The sequence below is a fragment of the Bermanella marisrubri genome, from assembly GCF_012295615.1.
GTDB classification, from domain to species: Bacteria; Pseudomonadota; Gammaproteobacteria; order Pseudomonadales; family Oceanobacteraceae; genus Bermanella; species Bermanella marisrubri.
In genome coordinates, this window is sequence record NZ_CP051183.1 from 990,383 (window position 1) to 1,015,283 (window position 24,901).

At 43.1% G+C, this 24,901-nt stretch carries 22 protein-coding genes; 11 read left to right on the plus strand and 11 right to left on the minus strand.

Features of this window, described 5'->3' with window-relative positions:
- The first annotated feature begins 221 nt into the window (after positions 1-221).
- The 8 genes from HF888_RS04565 to HF888_RS04600 all read left to right on the plus strand — a co-directional run bounded on the left by HF888_RS04565 (position 222) and on the right by HF888_RS04600 (position 10,340).
- The gene (locus tag HF888_RS04565) at positions 222-3,200 is read left to right on the plus strand and encodes a TonB-dependent receptor (protein WP_007019029.1); all 2,979 of its coding nucleotides are present in this window, start codon (positions 222-224) and stop codon (positions 3,198-3,200) included.
- A 126-nt stretch (positions 3,201-3,326) separates the two neighbouring features.
- Positions 3,327-4,871 (plus strand): hypothetical protein, encoded by a 1,545-nt coding sequence (locus tag HF888_RS04570; RefSeq protein WP_007019030.1) that lies wholly within the window; start codon positions 3,327-3,329, stop codon positions 4,869-4,871.
- A 391-nt stretch (positions 4,872-5,262) separates the two neighbouring features.
- Positions 5,263-6,048, plus strand: coding sequence for a DUF3450 domain-containing protein (locus HF888_RS04575; protein WP_007019031.1), 786 nt, complete (start codon positions 5,263-5,265; stop codon positions 6,046-6,048).
- On the plus strand, positions 6,048-7,433 hold the full coding sequence (locus tag HF888_RS04580; protein WP_007019032.1) for a MotA/TolQ/ExbB proton channel family protein: 1,386 nt from the start codon (positions 6,048-6,050) through the stop codon (positions 7,431-7,433). Before HF888_RS04575 ends, HF888_RS04580 begins: the two co-directional genes overlap by 1 nt.
- A 3-nt stretch (positions 7,434-7,436) precedes the next feature.
- Complete coding sequence (locus HF888_RS04585; RefSeq protein ID WP_007019033.1) at positions 7,437-7,958, plus strand: MotA/TolQ/ExbB proton channel family protein; 522 nt, start codon at positions 7,437-7,439, stop codon at positions 7,956-7,958.
- Positions 7,959-7,987: 29 nt separating this feature from the next.
- Complete coding sequence (locus HF888_RS04590; protein ID WP_007019034.1) at positions 7,988-8,398, plus strand: ExbD/TolR family protein; 411 nt, start codon at positions 7,988-7,990, stop codon at positions 8,396-8,398.
- Between the two features lies 1 nt (position 8,399).
- The gene (locus HF888_RS04595; protein WP_007019035.1) at positions 8,400-9,029 is read left to right on the plus strand and encodes an energy transducer TonB; all 630 of its coding nucleotides are present in this window, start codon (positions 8,400-8,402) and stop codon (positions 9,027-9,029) included.
- Between the two features lie 6 nt (positions 9,030-9,035).
- The gene (locus HF888_RS04600) at positions 9,036-10,340 is read left to right on the plus strand and encodes a tetratricopeptide repeat protein (protein WP_007019036.1); all 1,305 of its coding nucleotides are present in this window, start codon (positions 9,036-9,038) and stop codon (positions 10,338-10,340) included.
- 86 nt (positions 10,341-10,426) lie between these two features.
- Here the strand turns inward: HF888_RS04600 and HF888_RS04605 are convergent, their stop codons facing one another.
- The 9 genes from HF888_RS04605 to ygfZ all read right to left on the minus strand — a co-directional run bounded on the left by HF888_RS04605 (position 10,427) and on the right by ygfZ (position 20,341).
- A complete protein-coding gene (locus HF888_RS04605) occupies positions 10,427-12,034 on the minus strand; it encodes an ABC transporter ATP-binding protein (RefSeq protein ID WP_007019037.1) in 1,608 nt (535 codons plus the stop codon).
- A 3-nt stretch (positions 12,035-12,037) separates the two neighbouring features.
- Entirely contained in the window at positions 12,038-13,417 is a 1,380-nt protein-coding gene (locus tag HF888_RS04610; RefSeq protein WP_007019038.1) for an ABC transporter permease, read from the minus strand.
- Positions 13,414-14,391, minus strand: coding sequence for an ABC transporter permease (locus tag HF888_RS04615; RefSeq protein ID WP_007019039.1), 978 nt, complete (start codon positions 14,389-14,391; stop codon positions 13,414-13,416). Before HF888_RS04615 ends, HF888_RS04610 begins: the two co-directional genes overlap by 4 nt.
- 1 nt (position 14,392) lies before the next feature.
- Positions 14,393-16,558 carry an ABC transporter substrate-binding protein gene (locus HF888_RS04620; protein WP_007019040.1) on the minus strand — a complete coding sequence of 722 codons (2,166 nt, stop codon included), beginning with the start codon at positions 16,556-16,558 and terminating at the stop codon, positions 14,393-14,395.
- A gap of 267 nt (positions 16,559-16,825) precedes the next feature.
- Complete coding sequence (locus tag HF888_RS04625; protein ID WP_007019041.1) at positions 16,826-17,317, minus strand: DUF4442 domain-containing protein; 492 nt, start codon at positions 17,315-17,317, stop codon at positions 16,826-16,828.
- A gap of 100 nt (positions 17,318-17,417) precedes the next feature.
- The gene (locus HF888_RS04630) at positions 17,418-17,870 is read right to left on the minus strand and encodes a GNAT family N-acetyltransferase (protein WP_007019042.1); all 453 of its coding nucleotides are present in this window, start codon (positions 17,868-17,870) and stop codon (positions 17,418-17,420) included.
- Positions 17,871-17,908: 38 nt separating this feature from the next.
- Positions 17,909-18,508, minus strand: coding sequence for a hypothetical protein (locus HF888_RS04635; RefSeq protein ID WP_007019043.1), 600 nt, complete (start codon positions 18,506-18,508; stop codon positions 17,909-17,911).
- A gap of 88 nt (positions 18,509-18,596) precedes the next feature.
- Positions 18,597-19,424, minus strand: coding sequence for an HDOD domain-containing protein (locus HF888_RS04640; RefSeq protein ID WP_007019044.1), 828 nt, complete (start codon positions 19,422-19,424; stop codon positions 18,597-18,599).
- Between the two features lie 32 nt (positions 19,425-19,456).
- The gene (gene ygfZ / locus HF888_RS04645; RefSeq protein WP_007019045.1) at positions 19,457-20,341 is read right to left on the minus strand and encodes a CAF17-like 4Fe-4S cluster assembly/insertion protein YgfZ; all 885 of its coding nucleotides are present in this window, start codon (positions 20,339-20,341) and stop codon (positions 19,457-19,459) included.
- A gap of 138 nt (positions 20,342-20,479) precedes the next feature.
- On the opposite strand from ygfZ, the gene HF888_RS04650 reads away from it, so the two are divergent.
- The 3 genes from HF888_RS04650 to tmpT all read left to right on the plus strand — a co-directional run bounded on the left by HF888_RS04650 (position 20,480) and on the right by tmpT (position 21,857).
- Positions 20,480-20,743: an FAD assembly factor SdhE gene (locus tag HF888_RS04650; RefSeq protein WP_040298255.1), complete on the plus strand. Its 264-nt coding sequence runs from the start codon at positions 20,480-20,482 to the stop codon at positions 20,741-20,743.
- Positions 20,744-20,973: 230 nt separating this feature from the next.
- The gene (locus tag HF888_RS04655; protein WP_133308531.1) at positions 20,974-21,186 is read left to right on the plus strand and encodes a hypothetical protein; all 213 of its coding nucleotides are present in this window, start codon (positions 20,974-20,976) and stop codon (positions 21,184-21,186) included.
- Positions 21,187-21,191: 5 nt separating this feature from the next.
- The gene (gene tmpT, locus HF888_RS04660) at positions 21,192-21,857 is read left to right on the plus strand and encodes a thiopurine S-methyltransferase (RefSeq protein WP_040298256.1); all 666 of its coding nucleotides are present in this window, start codon (positions 21,192-21,194) and stop codon (positions 21,855-21,857) included.
- A gap of 163 nt (positions 21,858-22,020) precedes the next feature.
- Here the strand turns inward: tmpT and HF888_RS04665 are convergent, their stop codons facing one another.
- The gene (locus tag HF888_RS04665) at positions 22,021-22,806 is read right to left on the minus strand and encodes a crotonase/enoyl-CoA hydratase family protein (RefSeq protein WP_007019049.1); all 786 of its coding nucleotides are present in this window, start codon (positions 22,804-22,806) and stop codon (positions 22,021-22,023) included.
- A gap of 18 nt (positions 22,807-22,824) precedes the next feature.
- Complete coding sequence (locus tag HF888_RS04670; protein WP_007019050.1) at positions 22,825-24,615, minus strand: acyl-CoA dehydrogenase; 1,791 nt, start codon at positions 24,613-24,615, stop codon at positions 22,825-22,827.
- Positions 24,616-24,901: the final 286 nt, after the last annotated feature.

Here is a 24,901-nt window from a genome sequence, read left to right on the forward strand (position 1 = left end):
TTGTAACAAAAAATTCATATTTACAACTTACTTGCCATGGCGTCGTTATAGCCCACGCAACTCGGGGCTTCTGGGATGATGGTTCCGTCATATTTTCGCCATAAAACTGAAGCAAATCTGAAAGCAGATTGTCATGTAACAAAGCTGTCACATCTCAGAATTATCGTGCCAACCATACAAAAATACACGAATTACAAGACTTATAACGAGTTGGAGACAGTATGAAACGCAATTTGCTAGCGGGTTTCATTGCAGCGATTAGTGCCTCAGGTGCTTTAGCCGGTGAAGCGGTTTTTTATGTGACAGAGCAAGGCCAGCCTGTTGATACCTTATCTATCACAGTGAACGGTGATCGCAAGTTAGTAGGAAAAAATGGCTTCGCAAGCTTTGAGCTCGGTGGAGGCACTCATCAAGTTGAATTGAGTGAGTTTGGTCAATGGGCCGGTGAATTCGAATTTGATGCCAGCGCTCAGCAAAATGCTGAGATTCAAGTAGAAATGATCGGCGGCGAAGCGGTTCCAGAGATCAGTGTTTACACACCGGGCCAAGAAGAAGCGCCAGTATACGGACAAATCTCAGGTTATATCGAGTCTGATGAAACAGGGGGTGGCGTAGAAGGAGCGACCATCACCGTTGCCGGCGCAGGTGTCTCAGTTCAAACCGACGGCGAAGGTTATTACGAGTTAGAGCTTCCTCGTGGCGAATACAATCTTAGTATTGAGCATCCAACTTATGGTGCACGGGATATCAGCGATTTGCGTGTAATAGGTAACTATGCAACTGCTATGAATGTCAATATGAGCATGAGTGGTGACAGCGCAATAGAGGAAGTCGTTGCTGTTGGTTCTTATATTCCTTCAACAGCAACTGCGCAGCAACGTGATTCCAGTGCGGTTTTGAATGCTATTGGCTCCGAGCAACTTGCTCGTTTTGGTGATTCTAATGCGGCATCTGCGTTAAAGCGTGTGGCTGGTGTGTCATTGGTTGGTGGGCAATACGCGGTTGTGCGCGGCCTACAAGGTCGATATATCTCTTCAACATTAAATGGCGCTAGTATGCCAAGTACAAACCCTATGAAACGGGATGTTCCACTTGATCTATTTCCATCTAGTGTATTGAAAGGAATAGAAATTCAAAAAAGTTATACACCTGATCTACCCGGTGATACGACGGGTGGGGCAATTAGAATGACAACAAAAGGATTGCCAGCAGGTTATACCAATAAACTATCTTTATCGGTTGGTGCTAATTCTCAAATAACTGGTAAGGATGTCATTAGTTACGATGGAGGAGACACTGATTCTCTGGGCTTTGATGATGGTACGCGAGAAGTGCCAAGCAGTGTGGCGTCAATTACGAATGATGGCGCGCCGGGAGCTTTAGGCGATCGATGTGAAATTGGCTGTGAATTCAGTTTTGATGACGTCTCATCGTACATAGGTGAGTTTGAAAATAATTACAATAGTAAGCAGGTAACTGCAAAACCTAATGTTGGTTTCGCTTATTCATATGGTGACTTAATAGAGTCCACGTCGGGAGATTTTGGCTATTACGGTGCAATTCAATATTCAAGCAAATGGAGCTCTCGTGAAAATGCATATATTGATGATATGGGTGGCCAGTTTGATTATGAACGAAGCAAATACAATATTGATTTAACAGCTTATCTTGCTGCGGGTATGGAAACTTTTGATGGTACATTACTCAATAGTAAAACTATCCTATTGAGAAAATCCGATGATACTACTCGTTTTGAAACTGGTGTTGATGATGAAGGGATTACCGTTGATGAGTTAACACTACAATGGGTAGAAAGACAGCTTATATCTCAGCAGTTTTCAGGGTCTCACACGATTGGTGATGGTGACCAATTAGATTGGCGTATAGGTCTTTCACAATCTAACCGTTATGAGCCGGATAGAAGAACATATCAGTATCGGAACAAAACTCTTGCACCAGCAACGCTTGAGCGTCGTTTCTCTGAATTGACAGAAAACGCTATTGATATGGGCGCTGATATGCAACACGAATTTTATTTCAATGATATGGTATCCATGACTTTAAAATATGGTGCCATGCTGTCTATCAAAGATAGGGAAGTTGATCTGTCACGCTATGGTGTTGATAAAAACAACAATGTGTCTGTTCCGAATAATTCAGATTTAGAGGTTTTACTATCCGAAGATAATCTGGATCAAAATGCTTACTTCTTGGCAACAAGAACAACTGATACTGATTCATATGATGCACAAGATGAAATGTTCGCTACATACGTATCATCAGAATTTGATATCAATGGGGAGTATAAGATCTTAGCAGGAGCGCGCCTAGAGGACTCAAATCAAGAACTCACTTATCCAAACAGTAATAATGCTGATAGTGAGTTATCAGCCACTGAAGTGCTACCTGTCTTAAGTGGAACCTGGGTTGCAAATGAGCAATTACAATTTAGGCTAGGTGTTTCTAATACACTTGCGCGTCCAGGATTAACTGAGCTTTCTGAATCTTCTACATATGATCCAGAAACTGATGACGAATTATTTGGCAACCCAGATCTAGAAATATCGAACATTACTAACCTAGACCTAAGAACTGAATATTACTTTTCTGAAGATGAAAATATTTCTGTAGCAGTTTTTAGTAAATCAATAGATAAACCAATTGAAAAATCTGTACCGAATGCTTCAGGTTCATCTGCAGATGGCTTTACATATGTCAATAGTGACTCAGCGGATGTGTTTGGAGTTGAATTAGACTTTAGAAAAAACATCTTTAATGGTGAAGATTGGACTGGATTCTTATCGGGCAATTTCGCTTGGGTTGATTCTGAAGTTGAACTCAATGCGCAATCTAAGCAGTTGGAGGGGCGTGATACCCGTCAGTTACAGGGACAGTCTGAAATTATTGGTAACTTACAGTTGGGGTTTGATCAATTTTCTAATGCACAGAGTATTACGCTTTTAGTGAATTATTTTGACGATCGAATTGATAAAGTAACTCGCAACGTAGATCTTGAGATGGAAAAAGGAAGAACAGTTATTGACCTTGTTCATAGCTGGGATGTCAGTGATACAATGACACTAAAAACTAAATTCAATAATATCACTGATAGCAAAGTTGAATATTCACAAGGTGGTCGAATAATTGAAAGTTATGAAGAGGGTATAGAAGCTTCGGTCGGAATTGACTGGATTTTTTAATCGAAAGCGGGCTTAGCCCGCTTTTTTTGTTTTTATACAATCTTTTAATACAAGTGTAATAAAAAACTTTTAACTTGATCTTGTCGGTTAACTAAACCAACTATTACCAAATAAAGAGGTAACATAATGGAACTTAAAAAATTAGTGATGGCAATGGCTGTTACAGGTGCATCAGTGGCACTAACCGCGTGTGGCGGAAGTGATGATGACAATAATGACAATGATTCAGCTTTTGTTACGTGTAACGAAGAAACAAAGGTATGTACCCTAGAGGGTACCATGACCGAAAATTATACTCTTACTAAAGATTACGAATATCGCCTATCAGGTCTATTGCAAGTAGGTGAAGGTAATGTTGATTTAGCTGACGCAGCCGAAATGCAAGCTGTAAAAAATGCGGGCGTTACTCTAACGATTGAGCCTGGCGTTCACGTGAAAGCTAACTCTGATGGTGTGCTGCTTGTTACCCGTGGCTCAAAGTTGATTGCTGACGGTAAGAAGAGCGACAATACTATTGACCCAATCACCTTCTCTTCAAGACAAGATGATGACTTCGACGGTCTTGGAGAGTGGGGCGGTGTAGTAATTCAAGGCTTTGCTCCTCATTATGGCGCTGGTAATACTGGATTCTGTGGTGGTGATGTTGCTGTTACAGCTGATGTTGTTTGTAATGTTGAGGGTGAAGGCGGTGATTTCATCGGTAACTTCGGTGGCGGTGATAAGGCTGACAATAGTGGCGTTATTCGTTACGTGCGTATTGCAGAAGCTGGTAAAGTTGCCGGTCCTAACAATGAAATCAACGGTTTGACTTTACAAGGTGTTGGTCACGGTACGACTGTAGAGTACGTGCAGGTACACGGAAACCAAGACGATGGTATCGAGTGGTTCGGTGGAACAGTAAACGTTAAGTACGCTGTATTGACTAATAACGACGACGATGCAATCGACTTTGACGAAGGTTATATGGGTAATATCCAATATGCTATCGTTCTTCAAAACCAAGCGGATGATGCTCGCCCTGTAGGTTCTAATGACCCTCGTGGTATTGAAGCAAACTCTTCAGACGAAGACTATGTTCCTCAAACTGCTGCGACTCTTGCTAATATCTCTGTAATTAATGGTCCTATTTCGGGTGCTGCTCGCGATGAAAATGGCGATTACATTTGGGTAGACGAAGATGGTAACGTAGTTGCTTCTACAGATCCTGAAGCTGATTACCTTGGAGCTGAGCCAGGTGTTCGTTTCCGTGGCTCTGTAAATGTGGATTTTATTAACTCGGTTGTTGCCACCACAGATCACAACAAAGGTTGTATTCGCATCGATAGCTCTGATCACGATGAGGATAGCAACACTGCCAAGATTGCAACACCTGTTAACTTGGTTAACGTAATGGCTTCTAATTGTGGTTTGTCTGATGAATTCCCTAAAGACGACACAACCAAGGATAGTGTTACAGCTACAGGTTTGGTTTCTGAAGTAGCCGATTTCGATACTGCTTGGGCATTAACTAACACTGCCGCCACAGTAACGGCTCCAACTATCGAAGCAACTGACAATGGTTCAAACTTCGTATTTGATCAAACTACATATATTGGTGCTGTTGAGCCTGGTACGCCAGCCGCGAGTGCTTGGTATGCTGGCTGGATCATCCCTGGTTCTCTGGACGATTAGTCTTTAACTAATCACTCGCCCACAAGGCACTAGTGATACAAAAAACACCCCTTATCAGGGGTGTTTTTTTGCCTGATTAAATCCGCTTTAAGCTACGACAGGAATAAAATGGATAATTTATTCAAAGTTTTTAGCGAGTTTTCTCTGTATCCAAGTGATTAAAAGATTTTTTATATACTTTATCTGGAAAAACGGCGCCAAATTTTGTCCGTTGCCAAATCTGCATCCCTGAACATCCTCCTTATTTTGTCATTTTTTCTAAATATTTAAGAAATTTTTCTGTAACCCACTTGTCATGTAACGCGAGTGTCATAAAGTCGGCGTATCTTGCAACCGTTGACTAACGAAGACTTTCCCTTTGGGGATATAAATAAAACAGTAGGTAATCCATATGCCGTTTAATTCAAAAGCTAGCTCCCTGTTAGCAGGCGCATTTCTGACAGCGGGCATTCTCAATGTTCAAGCTGCAGACTTGGATCAAGCGATAAATAAAGGGGTTGATCGTGTTGGCAATGCTCAGCAGGCTCAAATTAAGATCGATGATATTGACAGCCAAACCCGCTCGGCTGAGCGTGAATACCGTGGCGTAATCAAAGAGGTTGAAGGCCTTAAGGTTTATATTGAGCAGCTTAATAAACAACTCGCCGCTCAGGATAAAGAGCTGGATCAGATCGAAGCCAGTATTCGTCAAGTGACGCTGATTGAACGTCAAATTACACCTTTGATGCTACGAATGATTGATGCTATTGATCAGTTTGTTCGCGCAGATGTTCCTTTCTTACAAGACAAGCGCATTGATCGAGTGGAAGATCTAAAAGACATGATGGGGCGTTCAGACGTAACAGTTGCGGAAAAATACCGCAAAGTCATGCAAGCCTATCAAACAGAGATTGACTATGGTCGCACCATTGAATCTTATCGAGGTGAGGTCGAAATTGATGGCGAACAGCGTGAAGTAGATTTTCTGCGTACGGGTCGTATCTCGTTGGTATATCAAACACTGGATGGTCAGCGTCTAGGTGTTTGGAACCCTCAAAGTAAGCAATTCGAAGAACTTGATCCATCTTATAAGAGCAAAGTGATGATGGGGATTCGTATCGCTCGTGAACAAGCAGCTCCAGATTTAATTAAAGTACCTGTTGCTGCCCCTGTTGCTGTAATTGCGGAGGCCAAATAATGAAACTACGTAATCTTTTTTCAATTGGTGTTGTTGCCTTTGCATTGGCGCTGCCTGTTCAAGCTGAAGAAAAATCTCAATCAGGTTTGGACATGGATAAGCTTTTAAACCTTGTTAAAGAAGGTCAAGCCCGCGACAACCGTGAATTCCAAACACGTATGAAGCGTTTTAATGCTGCTAAAAGTCAGCAGGAACGTTTACTCGCCATGGCGAAAGATGAACGCACACGCTTGGAACAAGAAAGCGCTCAAAAAGAAAAGCAGTTTGGTGAAAACGAAGAGCAAATTTCAGCAGCGCAAGAGCGCTTAACCAATCGTTTAGGCGCTTTAAAAGAAATGTTCGGTGTGCTCCAGCAAGTAGCGGGAGATACCAAAGGCGTTTTCGAAGGCTCTGTAGTTAGCTCACAAGTTGAAGGGCGTGAAGCCTTCCTTAGCAATCTAATCAAAGTTGCAGGTTCTTCTTCTGAATTGCCAAGCATTGAGAATCTCGAACAGCTTTGGTTTGAAATGCAGCGTGAAATGACCTTAACAGGTGATATCGCGCAATATACAACGGATGTTGTCTTACCAAGTGGTGAAACAGTTTCTAAATCGGTTACGCGCGTTGGTGGCTTCAACGTGGTTGCAGATGGCAACTACCTAGTTTGGGATTTAGAGGCGAAGAAGTTAGTTGAACTTGATGTACAACCAGGCTCTCGCTATAACGGGCCAGCATCTGAATTAGAAAATACCTCCTCTGATCTAAACGGTTTTTGGATAGATCCAAGTCGTGGCCAGCTATTAAAAATCATGGGACAAACTGCGGGCCTAACGGAACGCATCCAGCAAGGTGGTGTAGTTGGTTACATCATTCTAGCCTTAGCCGTTATTGGTATTCTGTTGGCGCTTGTTCGAATGGTTATGCTTTCGGCAGAAGCGAAACGCATTAAGAAGCAAATGAATGATGAAACTCCTTCAGACAACAATGCATTGGGCCGCGTGATGAGCGTATACCAAGCGAATCAAGATGCAGATACAGAAACCTTAGAGCTTCATCTTGGCGAAGCGATTTCAAACGAAGTTCCTCGCTTAACTGCGGGTGTTAACTGGATCAAGATCATTTCTGTTGTTGCACCTCTTTTAGGTCTACTCGGTACCGTAACCGGTATGATTGATGTGTTCGAAACCATGTCATTGTTTGGTACCGGTGATCCTAAGCTAATGGCTGGTGGTATTTCTCAAGCATTGGTTACTACGGTACTGGGTCTTGTTGCAGCGATTCCGTGTGTATTCCTACACACTATGACGAATAACAAGAGTCGCGACTTGATTCAAATTCTTCAGGAGCGTGCGACAGGTATCTTGGCACGTAAAGCAGAAGAGCAATATCAAGCAAAGGCAGCGTAAACCATGTTTTATAACGCGTACGAGCAGGTTTACTTATTTACTGAGCGGGGTGGGGACGTTGTCCTTGCCATCCTCGGCCTGATATTTCTGCTTTGGCTATTTATTTTAGAGCGCGTTGCCTACTTTACTTTGAATCACAAAGACTTGGTTGCGAAAGCCGTTGAAGAATGGGAGGCGCGAAAAGAGCGCACCAGCTGGCAGGCTCATCAGATTCGTCTAGATTTGGTGGCATCAGTGGAAATGGCTTTAGAAACCAATACGCGAACCATAAAAATGTTGGTAGGACTCTGTCCCCTGTTTGGTTTGCTAGGTACGGTAACGGGCATGATTGAGGTATTCGATGTAATGGCATTTATAGGTAACGGCAGCCCACGAGCAATGGCTTCCGGTATTTCTAAGGCCACTATTCCAACCATGGCAGGTATGGTTGGTGCGTTGACTGGATTGTTTGCACAGTCATTGATTCAACGACATATTCAACGCCAAAAATCGAACATCGAAGACAAATTAACATTTGATCACTAACCAAAAGTGATGCAATTGAGGAATACACTATGAGACGCGGATTTCAAAATCTGACGCCAGAAGCAGAAGAAGGTGAGATCGATATTACGCCAATGTTGGACGTAGTATTCATCATGTTGATCTTCTTTATCGTGACTGCATCGTTTGTTAAGGAATCAGGTATCGAGGTTAATCGTCCAGATGCGAACACTTCGTCGGCGAAACCTCGTGCTAACATTTTGATCGCCATTAATGAAGGTGGTGAGATCTGGATCAACAAGCGTAAGGTTGAAGAAAGCCAAGTACGAGCGAATATTGAACGTCTTCATGCGGAAAACCCACAAGGTACCGTTGTCGTTCAAGCGGACGAAGAAGCTCGCACGAAGACGCTAGTTGCTGTAATGGACGCCGCACGAGCTGCTGGTGTCTATGACGTATCGTTGGCCACTGAGGAGCCGTGATATGTTGAATGCAGCACCAAGATTTGGAATTGCGATTGCTGTAGCTGCAGGTGTCACCTTTGGTGTCGCGCTAATGATGCAGGGATTGATTTCCTCTGGTGGGTCTGTGCTTCAGGAAAACGACATGGGCAAGCTTGTTGAGTTTGTTCATGTGCAACAGGACGACGAGACCCGAACCAAAGATCGTCAACCTAAGAAGCCTCCCACACCACCCAAAGAGCCACCCAAACCCGAGATGGCCAAGCCTGATTTTGATCGATCTGCAGATGCCATGGATATTGGTGGTCTAGATCTGGGTGCAGACTTGAGCGTTGATGCCGGCTTGTCAGGCAGTGGCGGTGACGGTGAGTATTTACCGATTGTTAAAGTAGCACCTCAGTATCCGCGCAGAGCCGCAATGAAGGGTATTGAAGGTTACGTTGTACTGGAATTTACCGTGAGCAAATTAGGTACGGTTGTTGATCCGCAAGTAATAGAGGCAGATCCGCCGAATATCTTTAATCGAGCTGCTATTCGAGCCGCTACTAAGTTTAAGTACAAGCCCAAAATCGAAAATGGCGAAGCCATTGAAGTACCGGGTGTACGCAACATCATCCGCTTCGAGTTGGATGACAGCAGTAAGCGCAGGTAGGGTATTATGAAATTTTCTCTCATTACTATCATGTTGCTGGCTTTGTTGGCCTACGGTGTTACGTCAGTAGCACCCTTAACGGTACAAAAGACCTTTGCAGCAGAAGAAGAAAAGAAAAAGCGAAAAGTACGTCGTGCTCAGACTATGCGCCCAATGATCTTCAAAAAGTTAGATCAAGCTCGACAACTCTCTGACGAAAAACAATACGATGAAGCACTCGAATACCTTGAAGACATGAAAGATATTCGTCGTAACTCGTATGAGCAAGCTATGACTTGGAATATGGTCGCTTACGTGCAATTCAACAGAGATAATTACGACGGTGCAATCTCAGCCTATAGCAAGGTATTAGAGACAAAGAATTTGCCTGAAAGTCTGGAGCAAACAACTTTATACAGCATTGCTAAGCTTTATTTGATTAAAGAGGATTACACTAAAGCAATTAGCGCATTAAATAACTGGTTCGAAGTTGTCGAAAAACCCGGGCCTGAAGCTTATATCTTGCGTGCTCAAATGAACTATCAGCTTGAAAACTACAACCAGGCATTACCCGATGTTAAAAAGGCAATTGCTATTGTTCAAAAGCAAGGGAAGAAACCTCGTGAAAGTTGGTTGCTTGTTGAGCGTGCCGTGTACTATCAAAATAAAGACTATGTTTCTATGGAACGTTCTTTGAAAGATTTGATTACATGGTATCCAAAACCTCAGTATTGGATGCAGCTAGGCGCAGTTTACAATGAGTTAGGTAAATCTGGTAAAGAGTTATCCGTCATGGAAACGGCTTATGACCAAGGTCTTTTCGAGAAGGAAAGTCATATTGTGAGTTTTGCGCAAGCCATGCTGACCCAAGATGTCCCCTATAAGGCGGCTCAAGTGCTAATAAAGGGTATCAAAGATGGTGTTGTCGAAGAGAATGGGAAAAACTTATCTCTATTAGGCGATGCATTGATGATTGCTAAAGAGTATGACGAAGCGATAAAGGTAATGACTCAAGCGGCTGGTGAGACGCAAGAAGGTAAAGACTTTTATAAGCTGGCTCAAATTCATACCGAGAGACAAGAATGGAAACTGGCTCTAGAGAATGTAAATAAAGCGCTACAAGATGAAGAGTTTAAGTATGAAGACGATGCTTTGATTCTAAAAGGTCTTGTTCAATTTAATCTAGAGGATTTAGAAGCGGCTAAGATCACATTTGAAAAGGCAAAAGCTTTCGAGGATGTAAAAAAGTCAGCTAAGCAATGGCTAGGTTACATTGATGGCGAACAAAAACGTCGTGAATATATGGCTTCAGGCGGTCTTGTTGCCCCCTAGATGCTAGCCACATTTTTGGTCAGGCTTGATATAAGCCAATAAAAAAGGGAGCCTAGCTCCCTTTTTTATTGCTCTCCTGTTTACGATTAGGGAGCCACTTGGTTATGTAGTTTGGGTACAGCTTCCAATAGAGTCTTCGTATATGGATGAGTCGGTTCTGTCATAATTTGTTTCGCAGTACCTTGCTCGACAATTTCTCCGTTTTGCATCACTGCCACACGATGGGCCAAATGTGGAATAATTGATAAATCATGAGTAATAAATAGATATGATATTCCGAATTCATTTTGTAGCTCACGCAACAAGTCTAGAACTTGACCTCTTATGGAAACATCAAGAGCAGACGTTGGCTCGTCACAAATAATTAGTTCAGGATCTACAGCCAATGCGCGAGCAATGGCTATACGTTGACGTTGTCCACCGGAAAATTCATGGGGGTATCGATCAAGATGCTCTGCATTTAATCCAACGCGTTCAAGCAAAGTACGCATCTTTTGCTCTCGCTTTTTAGTATCGGATTCAATTCCTAGGCTTTTCATACCTTCTTCAATAATTTCACGGATACTCATTCGAGGGTTCATAGAGGAGAAGGGGTCTTGAAATATAATTTGCACTCTGCGTCGATAGGGTAAAAAAGCTTTGTGATTCAGTCCTGATATCGCTTCACCATTGAATGAAACATTTCCAGAATGAATTGGGTTTAGGCGAATAATGGCTTTTCCTGCAGTCGTTTTTCCTGAACCTGATTCACCCACAATGGCTAATGTTTCGCCTTTACCTACGGTAAAGCTAATTCCATTAACGGCTTTCGTATGGCCGACCGTTCGTTGCAAGATTCCTTTTTTTTGCGCAAACCAGACTTTTAGATTGTCCACTTTAAGCAAGGCCTCTTTACTGTCGACCTTAAAGAAATCATCACGTTTGGGCAGTGAGTGGATAAGGCGTTTACTATACTCGTGTTGTGGATTTTCGAAGAATGCTTTTGTTTCTGCTTGCTCGAGAATGTCGCCATGTTGCATGACCGCGATATGGTCGGCCATTTCATTGACGATACCCATATCATGCGTGATCAATAAAACGCTGAGCTGACGATCGTGCCTTAATTTATCAAGCAATTCTAAAATCTGACGCTGAATAGTCACGTCTAATGCAGTGGTTGGTTCATCAGCGATGAGCAAGTCAGGTTCGCATGCTAGGGCCATGGCGATCATGACTCGTTGTTTTTGACCTCCAGACAATTGATGAGGATACCACTTGAGTCGATCTTCAGGGTCAGGAATGCCAACCTCTTCAAGCATGTTGATTAATTTTTGTTGAGTTTCCTGAGGGGTCAAATTTTGGTGTAGTTTTAAAACTTCTTTTAATTGGTCGCCGATGGTTTGTACTGGATTAAGTGAAGTTTGTGGCTCTTGGAAAATCATTGCGATTTTTTTGCCACGAACTCGATTCATTTGCATTTCGGTAAGCTTAAATAGTGCAGTATCTTTGAAAGTAATTGCGCCGCCACTGATGCAAAGAGCTTCAGGCAATAACCGCATAATTGCCAATGCGGTCAATGATTTTCCTGAACCGGACTCGCCAACAAGCGCAAAAATCTCACCCTGATGAATATCAAAGCTGACACCGTTAACCAGAGCTTGTGTGTCGACTTCAATCTGTAAATTGCGAACAGATAATATTGTTTCTTTATTCATAGCCTAGTGTCCCTTCGCTGTGCGTGGGTCAAATGCATTTCGCACTTCATCAGACAATAAGTTGGCCGCGAGCACTAATATGAACATAAGAACAAATGCACTGGTGACCGACCACCAAACAGCTGGATCTCGTGAAAGCTCAGTACGTGCCGCATTAATCATATTACCCCAGCTATACATATTAGGATCCACACCTACGCCAATGTATGAGAGTACAGCTTCCGCTAATACAAACATGCTGAAATCCAATACAATAACGATCAAAATAATATGCGTTATGTTAGGCAAAATATGTCGACGTATTACGCGAGAATGACTTACACCAAATGCATGTGCGGCTTGTACATAGTCTAGCTGACTTACCTTTAGGGTTTCTGCACGTAAAAGTCGACAAAGTGTGGTCCAACTCGTTAATCCTAAGATCCCGCATAGAGCTAAAAATTTAAAATCAGATCTAAGAATAGTTAAATTGAATTGCTCACTATTGGTCTCGATATAAACATCAATCAATAGAACTGAAGCTGCAATTAAGAGAATGCCCGGAATCGAACTTAAAGTAGTGTATAGGTACTGAACAATATCATCGACGATGCCTTTAAAATAGCCTGCGCTAATACCAAGAATAATCGCAAAAGGCAGTGTCACCAAGGTAGCGAGTGTACCGATAAGCACACCAGTACGAATGGCTTTTATGCTTTGGTACAGAACATCAGCTCCGACCTTGTCCGTCCCCATGATGTGATAAAACTCACTTAAAAACAGTACGCAGGATGTTGTGATACTTATGAGCGCCAATGAAATATAGGCGGCTTGCCAAGGGTAAGGGGAGTTTTCCTGTGATTTTTTTACCCAATGGCGGTGAAATAAAATTGGGATAGCGACTACCACTAATCCTATGAGGCTAGCGAATAAAGTGGTTGTTAGAATATCAAGTGGACGTTGCTCGAGCGATTCAAGATGAGCGCCACCGTATTTGAGTCGAGGATAATCGCGATAGACTAGGCCCTCTTCGTTGGTCATGTTTTCTTTAGAAAAAGAATATAGTGCAAAGGGGGCTGAATATGTCGTTTCACTTTTTGTTCGTAAATCGGTAAGAATGACATCTAATACAGAATGCACTTCACTACTATAAGCCACTTGCTGAATTTCTTGTTGCCCCTCAATTTCTGGTAGTGCTTCACGAAAATGCAGTGAGTCAAGAAAGGCTATGAGTACATAAAATGAGATAACCACAAAACTAGACATGCCGACCTTCGATTGAAAGACGCTACCCCATCTTGCTTTAGCTTGTGGGTTTTTCCTCAACTGTAATATAAAAAATATAACACAGACGATGAGGGCGAATAAGAGAATATCACTCCATAAAAAAACTGGTTTGATCATGATAGCTTCACCCTTGGATCAACTAAGGTGTAAGAAATATCGGTCAGCAATAAGCCAATGATATAAAGTACTGAGCCTAAAAACACCATAGAGCGCACGATGGCGAAATCTTGTGCTTGGATAGCATCGAGGGTGTAGCTACCTAATCCAGGTATGCCAAAAAAAGACTCCATGAGTAAGCTACCTAAAAATAGCTGAGGAATGACTATTACCACACTGGTGAGTATAGGAATCATCCCGTTAGGTAGAAGGTGTTTAAACAATATGGAAAGCTCTGACGCGCCTTTAGCCCTAGCTGTTCGAACGTAGTCACTATTGGCTTCTTCTATAAAAATTGATCGATACAAACGTGTACCTGAGCCAATACCTGCGATCACCCCGATGATGATTGGGAGGACCAAAAACCGTAATGCATCGACACCTTCTAAGTATCCTGAAATCGGTACGAGACTCCACTGTTTGGCAAAAAAGAATTGTCCGCCAAGAATATAGAATACAGGGGAAATGGAAAGTAGAGCGACACAGAAGGTCATAGCAGACAATTCGAAAGCGCTTGCTCGAAACATAACGATCAGCAAGGCAAAACAAATATTCACCCAAATACCTACGATAAACGTAGGTATTTGTAGTGCAAGGCTTGGCCACATGCGGTCGTGAATATCTTCGCCAATGCTGCGTCCTTCATCCGATTTACCAAACTCAAATACCAATAGCTTGACTGACTTTTCAAAAAATATCGTATCTGTCAAAGTCGATAATCCGTTTTCATCACTATTAATAAATAGTGGTTTATCGTAGCCTCGTTGTGCTTTCCAGTTATCGATATCCTGCTGACTAATGTGCTTATCTCCTAATTGGACGCGTGCCATTTGATCAGGAGTGTTGACCATAAAAAACAGTGCGAAGGTAAGTATATTTACGCCAATAAGAATTGGGATAGCGTAAAGGGCTCTTCGAATAATATAAGCGAACATGTTAGGACTCCCCAATAGTGCGTAGCTGGCGACGCTTGTATGCCATGTAGCCAGGGATAATCAAGAATAAAATGATCAAAGCTACCGTTATTAGAGGCCAAAGATTTGGACGGTTCCATTCCGCTCGCATCGCCTTGCGTTTATCAATATCAATATCGATGTATTTATAAACCGCTTTGCTGATACCGTGAATTTTATTATTGCGAACCCAGCTATGACTCAGTAAATAATCGTGAGGATGGAAGGTTGGTCCCCATGGATTATCTCGATGCAATATGTCAAGCATGTCTTGGATGACTGCCATTCGTTCTGGGGAGTTGTCCATGATACGCATCTTATCGAATAGCTTATCGTATGCTGCGTTTTTATAGTTGGCGCTATTAACTCCAGATTTAGAATCTATTTGAGCGTTATCACCATAGAGTAAAAATAGAAAGTTTTCTGGATCTGGGTAATCTGCAAGCCAGCCCCACATATATATTTGAGCATTACCCGTTTCCATTTTTTCTTTAAAACGATTGTAATCAGTAGCGCGAATATTTAGTTGTAAGTTGAGTTTACGGAATTGCTTGCGTATCCAATTGAGACGCGCTTTGGTATTTGCCGAACTTGTCGTATCGTAATTTAGAACTAAAGGCTCACCCGTTTTTGCATCACGACCATCAGGGTATCCAGCCTCTGCTAATAATTGTTTAGCATACTCGATTGAGCGTCGTTTAATTTCGCCATCACTCCATTCAAAGATAACGTCGTTGATACCTTGTTGTCCCTGTTGGTAACCAAAAATACCTGGTGGGATGGGGCTCATACCTGTTTCTCCACGACCATTCATGAAGATTTTAATAAACTCGTCAGTATCGTATGCAATAGTAATAGCCTGACGTAGTTTGCGTGCTTTCTCACTATAGCCGCCCACTACGGGATCGAGCATATTGAACCCCATGTAGTAAGTTGCAGGCCGAACCGCACGCTGTAAGTTAATGCCTTTTTCACGCATTTCTTCGGTTAGACTGATGCCTTCTGCCTGCACATTGACAGCCTGATCAAAGCTATCACTGCTAATACCAGCACGATCATAATAGCCTTGTAAGAATTTGGTCCAAATGGGAATCGCTTCTTTTTCTAGGCGAAATACATATTGATCAATGAAGGGTAATTGCCTCCCCGCATCTTCCAAAAGGCCTGCTTGTTTGTCGCCAGCGGCTCCCTCAATGGGATAAAAATCTTCGCGAAAATTTGGATTCCGTGAGAGCACTATTTCGGCATTGGGATTATTCTCGGTCATCATGTAGGCACCGGTGCCAACAGGATGCCAATCCAATGTGATGTTACGTTCTGGTAAACCAGGTAAGTGATAAAAACGATCTACTTGCCAAGGAATAGGTGCAAAGAAGTGAAATGCTAACCAGTATTTAAATTGTGGGTACTTGCCCTTTAGCGTGATAGTAAAATGATAGTCATCTATTTTTTCTAGACCTTGCATGTCTTGTTTACGTAGGTCTAGCCAGTCGTATTGCCCCATACTTTCGCGTTGCTGTTTTGCCCAGTCGGTAAACTCTGACATACCCAAAATATACTGGCTGAGTAATCCACGCAGAGGTGCTAGACGCATTGGGTCTGCGAGACGTTTGATTTGGTATATATAGTCGTCAGCGGTTAGTTCTTTACTGCCCATTTGCGTAAAGTCTTTCAAGCTTTTAAAGGCAGCACTCTCATCTTTTGTCTTGAAATTATAAATAAACTTGCCATTCTCATCTGTGGCAAATGAAGGATGAGGTTGGTATTGGATTCCGGGTTTGATTTCAAAGCGATACACGCTATAGGTCGGTTTCTTTGCGGACTCCGGTAGTTTATTCCCGTTCTCGTCGAAGTATTCAACCTCGGGCATTTTAGTAAGCGTAGCGGGCTCTAACTCATAAGGTCGTTTGAGATAGTGATATTGTAAGGGGGGCTCATATATCTGATCGATAAAATTGGATTCATCTGAGCTAAAAGATCGCGCTGGATCAAGATGCTTGGGGCGCTGTGAGAAGGTCGAATAAAGAGTTTTTACTTTTTCACTTTTTGTCGCATGGGGATCATTCCATGTGCCAGTATCACAGCCTGATAGCGCGGTGCACAATGTAAGCGCACTAATCACGAACAGAAATCGTTGTGTCAGATTCATGAGTGTCTCAGTTCTCGAGTTCAAACCAGTATGGTGTTCACTTTGTCGGGGACTGCAAAGCTTATCGTTATCGTTGTATTGCTAGTAGCAACTCTACTGTTTTCATCATTGTAAAACAATATGATTCAGTTTTTTGATGAATGCTGTTAATTGGTGAAGGTACGGGATGAACACTAGGGATAGCAGAAACAGAGGAATTCTCTGTACGTTTTTCATACAGAGAATCATTGGCATCACAGGATGCAAACATGGCTATAACTTAACAAGCTAACGCTTCTTCGCAGTCCAAGCCCAAGTCATGCTGGCTTTAATTGGTTCTACATTGGCTTCGTCAGTAATTATGACAGGTACTGTGACTTCGCCGCGCTCGTCACTTTGGATACGAGCAATGTCTTCTTCGGTTAGTGTCGCGACTGCGCGCATATCGCCTGTACTGCGTTTTACATAATCAATGTCCATTTTTTTGATCAAAGGCAGTTTGTCGTCAGGCACGTTCATGCCGAATACAAACCCAGTTGCCGTTTCTGCCAACAATGCCATGGCTGCGGCATGTACACCGCCAATATGATTTTGTACTTTCTTTTTGTTCTTGATGCTAACAACGCATTCTTGATTGCTCAGAGACTCAAAGCGTACGCCACTATGGCCTGCGTATTTAATTTTACTACCAAAGGCTTTACTCATGGCGAATTGATGCATTGATGCAGGCAGCTTCTGAATGCTGGCTACAGCGCGGCTTAACTGGTTGGATTTACTCATAAATGGATGCTTCCTAGTACAAGCGGTACATTAATCGATAAAACGTCATGGGCTAGTTTAACGAGACGTCGACCTTGTGCAATGACCAGATTGAACAAAATTAGCACGAAGCTGATCGTTTCATGGCTAAGATATCATCGGATTTGCGTTGATAGCGTTGATATAGCTGGAGTAGGCTATTAGGCAGTTGATCTATTTCTACGAGTTCGTAGCCAAGTGTTTTATAAAAGACTTCTAAATGTTTATACGGGAAGCAGTAGATCGTTGCATCAATGTGGCTATGAACGGTTTTCATCAGTGCGCTACCGATACCTTGAGCTCTTAGTTCTTCTCTTACGTAGAGGCTACGAAGCCAAAAGTATTGGTCATTGGGAACCAAGCGAACAGCGGCTTGAATATCTTCTTTGGCGGCTTCTATATGTGATTGGTTATAATCAGAGCTTAGGGCAACAAAGACGATTTCATCAGCGCTGGCACTGCCTTTGTGCTTTTGTGATCGATAGAAGTGGTTAATAGGGCGGAAGTGTGGCGCGCTCCACTGTTGATACTGCATGATTTAGGCTATGTAAATAAAATGAAGCATCATTGTACCTAAAAATCGATTTCCAGATACTGAGGTTCTTCTCTTTGTGCCTTATCTTTTTGTACGCCGCGAAGTTCATCAATGGCCTGCTGAATTTGTTTATTGTCTTCAAACAACTTTTTGTACTGGTTGTTATAGTCTTCTTGCCAAACTCGACTGCCCTTGATCATTCGAGAGAGGCTCATAAGCCCGTTGCGTGTCACTGCTAATTGTTTGTTAAGTGCATCTGCTTGTTGGTCATATATTGCCAGAGCTTTGCTTAAATCCCCTTGGGCAGCGGATAAATCAAGAGCATTGACCTCAGAAACAAGGTATTCATGATCGGCGGTTAATGTCTGAAGATTTTGCTTGAGAATATCTTGTTGCTCTTTAAATACCGATATTTCTTCTTGGTATTGCAGTATCTGATCCTCTACGTCAGTTAAACGACTATTAGTGATAAATAGGCCTGTTAGCAATGAGCTAATCACACCAAGACTAAGGGAGATCTTAAGAACAAATATGAAGGCTGGCTGTTTAAAGAAGGGTAAACCGGTTTCTTGGTTTTCATCCTCGTCAACGGCTCTTGGGTCTTTATTGATGAGTCGTTCGTCGCGCTTTTCTGCCATAACCGGCCTCGTGCCATAAGCAATTGTCCATACATACCATTAATTGTAGTTGATTTGTCGGTGCTTGCATGGGCTAGTCGAGGGAGTCTTAGTCCAGCAACCCAGTTAAATCGTCATCTAAATCAATGGCTTCCGCCATGTCGACTTCTGGATTGATTCCAATGCGATCAAATGCGCCAATGGTACTCCAATCAAGTTTGGTATAGGGGTGGTCGGTATTAGCCACGCTTTGCAAGACGGCTACCATAACAATATCAGCGTAATCGACTTTTTCCGCGTCACGGTCAAACTTAAGGTATTGGCTAGGAACATTGAGAATAGCCTTTGGGAAACGCCAAGCTTTTAAGATGTGGGAGCCGATTACAGGGTGCAATTTTTCAATGAGCTTATCGAGGGCAAAGGCATCATTAAGTAAAGCGTTGTTCTCTTCGGCATAGGTTAATACAGGTAGGGCACCAATTTTGTGAATAAGCCCTGCTAGCATGGCTTGATCGGGATGGAGTTTAGTGTAATGAGTCGCTAACACATGACTGATGCTGGCTACTTCACTGCTCTTGTGCCAAATAGAGCGCATACGTTTGTCTACCGCATCAGAAGTTGCTTGGAACATTTGCTCCATCGCTAAGCCCATGGCTAGGTTAGAGGTAAAGTTAATACCTAGTCGGCTTATCGCTGTGCCGATATCCGTTACTTCAGATGGCGTTCTAACTAAAGGGCTGTTTGCAACTTTAACAATCCGAGCAGAAAGAGCGGCGTCCTGACTAATGATTTGTGCAAGTTGCGGAATAGTCGCATTGATGTCTTCGGCTACATCCCGCACTCGAAGGCAGACTTCTGGAAGGCTGGGCAAGACAAGAGTATCGTCTCGTATCTGTTGAATTAAATCGTTTGCAACGCTTTCAAGTAGACTCGCCATGGCTCCCTTACTCCCTTGAATCCAGAGGGGGACTATTCTTCGTCCCCTTGTTGTGGCTCATAAGGTAAGCATAGCACCTCAATTGGCGTTGATTGGCTGCCCAAGGTTAATGGCGCATTTAGATGCTTATCTTCGATCACTGCCAATCCTTCAAAGCCATCACCGTTGGCAGCTAGGTTCACCAAGGTGCCGATACTTTTGTCTCCAGCAAAGAGCGAGTCACCTACTTCCGCGGCCTGATTAAAGGCGACGCGATAGCAGTGGCGCTTGAGTTTGCCTAAATACTGCATTCGGGCAACAATCTCTTGGCCTGTATAGCAACCTTTTTTAAAACTCACACCGTTAGTGAGCTGCAGGTTCAGCATTTGGGGGATTAATTCTTCCGATGTCTCTGGGGTTACACGGGCCAAGCCTGCTTGAATTCTTGCTAAGTTCACGTCCTGTGAGGGTTGTTTAACGTTAACGGTCGCATCTATTCCTGAAGCGTCTGCAGATAGTTGAATCACATCGAAACCGGCGTTAAACCCTTGACGTTTAATCAGTCGCTCGCCTGTTCGGCTTTGAGAAAAGTCTTCCGTCAAATCGCTGTTTGTTATCGTGTCAAAGTGATACGCGTTGAATTGTTTTTTCACAATCTCAGCTTTGAAAAAGACCGCATATTTTTTAAGGTGGTTTTGTAGGATATCCGCCAATCCTTTCGCCATGACCAACAGATATTGATCTTTGTCTATAAGGCTCAGGTCAAAGCTTGCTACCATGCGGCCCTTAGCGTTGCAGCATGCCCCTCGTAAAAATTGGTGGCTAGTCGCTTGGTTGATGTCACAAGTGAATTGACCCTGCATAAATTTTGCACTATCTGGACCTTGGATAATCAGATAGTCGCAATCGTTGATGCTGTAACTTTGTAAATCTTGCATAAATCCGTACCCTTAGCTTTACCTGAGCATTTTACTCGGGTTTTAAGGTTTTGTCTCCACCTGACCCCAAGCCAGTGGTATACTGCTGGCTTTAGCGAATCGTGAATAATAGAGGTAGCCGTGACTGATCGCTCTAACATGACTGAACAAGATCTAGCAACAGAGAAAAAACGCCTATGGTGGCACAGTCGTCGAGGCATGCTAGAGCTGGATGTATTATTGCTGCCATTTCTTGAAGAGGTTTACGACGACTTGAGTGAAGAAGATAAGGCGCGATATCGCAACCTACTGGATGTAGAAGACCCCGAACTGTTTAAGTGGTTTATGCAGAAAGAAAAACCGAGCGATCCAGATCATCGCGCCATCGTTGAAATAATATTGGCACGAGTACAGCCCGAATAGTTATGTATTCTAGTGTACGCTTGCCAATTCAGCCCTCTCTGATATTGACACGCATACACTGTCTTTCCCACGGCTTTCTGGCGGCAGCGTATTTGGCGTTGCCGTTTTCCTTAGTCGTTGTCATTATTCCCTTGCTGATCTTACAAGCAGTCTGCTTGTATAGACTCAAATGCTCAAAATACGAATTTCAACTCCCCCGAACGCTGCATGTTAATAATCATGAAGTTTCTTTGAGTCACTACGATCAACAAGCAAAACCTATTAGTGATGTGAGTGTTTATTCGCTCTGGTCTTCCTTCCTTATTCTTCGATACATAGATCACATGGGAAATAAAGCCTGGATGTGGGTTCATCAAAACGAAACGAGCATGGAAGGATTCAGAAAACTTAAAGTATTGGCGACCATTGGCCGCTTAGAACAAAAAGACAAGAGGGTTTTGTAATGACTATGTCCCAGCATGAACAGGAGTGGTGGCACGAACGTTGGCAGCAAAATCAAATCGGTTTTCACCTACCCGATGTTCATCCTTGGTTAAAGAAATATGGAGCGGAAGTAGGTATACATCAGGCCGAAAGAGTATTTGTTCCACTGTGCGGTAAGACTCATGACATAGGTTTTTTCTTATCCTTGGGTATGGAAGTGGTTGCTAATGAATTAAATGAAATGGCGATACAGTCGTTATTTGAGCAACTTGACTTAGATCCAGTTAAAAGTCCATGGAAAGCTGGGACCATATATCAAGCTGGATCACTTACCGTTTATGTGGGGGATTTTTTTGAACTGACTCATGGCGATGTAGGATCAGTCGATTGGGTTTATGACCGAGCCGCTGTTATTGCCTTACCCGAGACAATGCGATCAGCCTATGCAAAGCAATTAATGGCCATTACCGATAAAGCAGCGCAGTGTTTGATCACATTAGATTACGATCAGAACGAAATGGATGGCCCTCCGTTTAGTGTAATGGCGGAAGAGATAAACAATCACTATGCCGATGATTTTAAGGTGGCAGTCATACATGAACGGGATATTTTAGAAGACGAACCGAATTTTAAACAACGAGGTTTAAGTCGTTTAAACCAAGCGCTCTATTTGTTGAGTTGTGAGTTGTGAATGATTGGAGTTTGATTGTTAAAGTCAAACAATATCGTCATTCCCAACTTGATTGGGAATCCATTAAGCCGTTTCGTTAAGCGATAAATGGACCCTCAGTCAAGCTGAGGGTGACGCTATTACTCACAACTCACAACTCACAACTCACAACTCACAACTCATTTCATTCCCCAACAAATTTCGCTTCGCGACGTTCTAAGAAAGAACGCACGCCTTCTTGAGCATCTTTGCTCTTAATAATTTTCGGCATGTCTTCGAACACAGTGGATAACGCAGTTTCATGATCACGATAACGGGATAGTTTGGAGCTTTTCAGTGCTGCTTGCACACCAAGAGGTGCGGCTTTAGCGATTTTTGTAGCCAGCTCTCGAGCACGATTGTGTAGTTCATCACGAGCCACAATTTCCTGAACGAGTCCCCAGTTAAACGCCTGCTCTGCATTAAACTCATCGCCAGTTAAGATATAGCGTTGTGCGTTGGCCCATCCAATCTCTTGCGGCAAGCGAATGGTGCCACCACCGCAGGGATAAATCCCACGCTTTACTTCTAACTGAGCAAAGCGTGTTTCTTTGGTGGCAATGCGAATGTCGGTGTTCAAAAGCAGTTCTAAACCAGATGTATAGCAAAGCCCTTGCACCGCACAAATTAATGGTTTGGTTAAACGTTCTCCTTGTATCCCATAGGGATCGAGTTCGTCTGCAGCCAGCTCCACTTCACCTCCATTAGCAAAAATCGGAGCCCACTTATCTAGCTCTAAGCCTGAAGTAAAATGATCCCCATGAGATTGAATAATGCCCACGCGCAGATTTTTTTCGTGCTGAAGTCGATACAAAGCTTGAGCCAGTATGTGGTAGCTTTCTGGGTCCAAGGCATTGTATTTTTCAGGGCGGTTAAAGGTAATCGTTAGAATATGATCTTTGGCTTCAACCAATACTTTTTTATCGCTCATTGTGTAAACCCTTATTCATTAAAACCAGTTTTCTTGCATATCGGCGCACGTGCTATCTAGGCTTTTTAATAATTCAGCTTGATGTTCAATTTCGCCTAGCTCCCATTCAATGAAATATCGGCAGGCTTGAACTTTACCGGCAACAAAGTCTTGGTCTTCTTGGTTGCTGCTATCGCCCAGTTTTTGCTGAGCAACGCTGGCCATTTCAATCCATAACCAGGCCACTACCATCTTGCCCATCATGTCTAAAAATAGCGCGCTGTTGGCTAGGGTTTCATCGACTTTACCGCTTTGCAGCGATTGACCCAGTTGCATCACCACCTGACTGAAAACATTCAGTTTTTGCTGATAGCGTTTTATTTGCGGTGCTAAAGACGCCAAGTCTTTGGCTTGCTTTAACGTGTTTTGTACACGCTCCATCAATAACTGTAAGCCTTGGCTGTTTTTCATCCATAATTTGCGGCCTAATAAGTCTAAAGACTGAATACCATAGGTACCTTCATGGATGGGGTTCAAACGGTTATCGCGATAGCATTGCTCAACTGGGTATTCACGAATATAGCCTGCGCCGCCTAATACCTGTATGGCGTAGTCATTGGCTTTGAGTCCGTAGGAGGAAGGGAAGCTTTTTACAATCGGCGTTAAAAGATCCAATAGAATACCGCTATCCGCATGGCCGCCTGCTTCATGCTCATCTACTAAACGAGACGCGAATAAGCATAACGCCAAGGAGCCTTCGACATACGATTTTTGCGCGAGCAACATACGTTTTACATCGGCATGCTCTACGATATTGAGCGGTTTACTGCTGCTATCTTTGCTGGAAGGTTTACGACCTTGCGGGCGGTTTTTGGCATAATCCAATGATTCTAAGTAGCCGCGATAACCAATCATGGCGGCACCTAGACCAACGCCAATGCGAGCTTCATTCATCATCTTGAACATATAGCCCAAGCCTTTGCCTTCTTCGCCAATCAAATAACCTGTGCAGTTATCTTCTTCACCAAAACTCAATACGGTGCTGGTGGTTCCGCGATAACCCATTTTGTGTAAGAGACCGGCAAGCTTTACATCATTGCGCTCTGCCAAACTGCCATCGTCGTTAACTAAAAATTTAGGCGTGATGAACAGACTAATACCTTTCACACCTTTATTGGCACCTTCGACGCGGGCGAGCACTAAGTGAACGATATTCTCAGTGATGTCTTGATCACCACCTGAGATATACATTTTTTGTCCTTTTAACTTGTAGCTGCCGTCTTCTTGCGGGATTGCTTTGGTCGTGAGGTCACCGAGGCTGGATCCGACATCCGGTTCGGTCAACGCCATGGTGCCGCTAAAGCGACCATTGAACATACCAGGTAAGTACTTGGCTTTTTGCTCATCGCTACCAAAGGCTTGAATGACATTGGCGGCGGCGCTGGTCAAAAACGGATAACCCGCTGTACCCGGGTTAGCGCTGGTAAACAAGCCACAGCAGGCACTGTTGATCAGTGCGGGTAGCTGCATGCCGCCATCGTCATAGCTGTGGCGCGCGTTCAATAGGCCCGATTCGCTAAAGTGTTTCCAAGCTTCTTTGACTTCAGGAATGGTGGAGACTTTTTCGCCATCAAATTGGGGTTCGTGTTCATCGGCCTTGCTATTGTGATTAGCAAAATAATCTTCAGCAATACGCTGAGCGGTCTTGATCACACTATCGTAGGTGGTCTGATCATGATCGGCATAGGCCGGAATGTCAGACAGGTTGTTGGCGTTAAAAACGTCGTAAAGCAGAAAGCTTAAGTCTTTATTGTTAATCAGTTTACTCATGTGGAAACCTCGATGACGTGCTTGGATGCAGTTTTCTTGTTTTTAGTATGCCCATGCCATAGCATGTCTGTAATTGGCAATAATGACATTTATAGTGCTAAAAGTGACATTTTTGGAGTGGTTAGTGTTGGATGTTGAGTGGTGAATGTTGATTCAAGACACCGTCATTCCCAACTTGATTGGGAATCCATTTTGAAATGTTGAATGCCTAATGGCGACTGATGATTCAAGACACCGTCATTCCCAACTTGATTGGGAATCCATTTTTAAGTGTTGAATGCCTAAT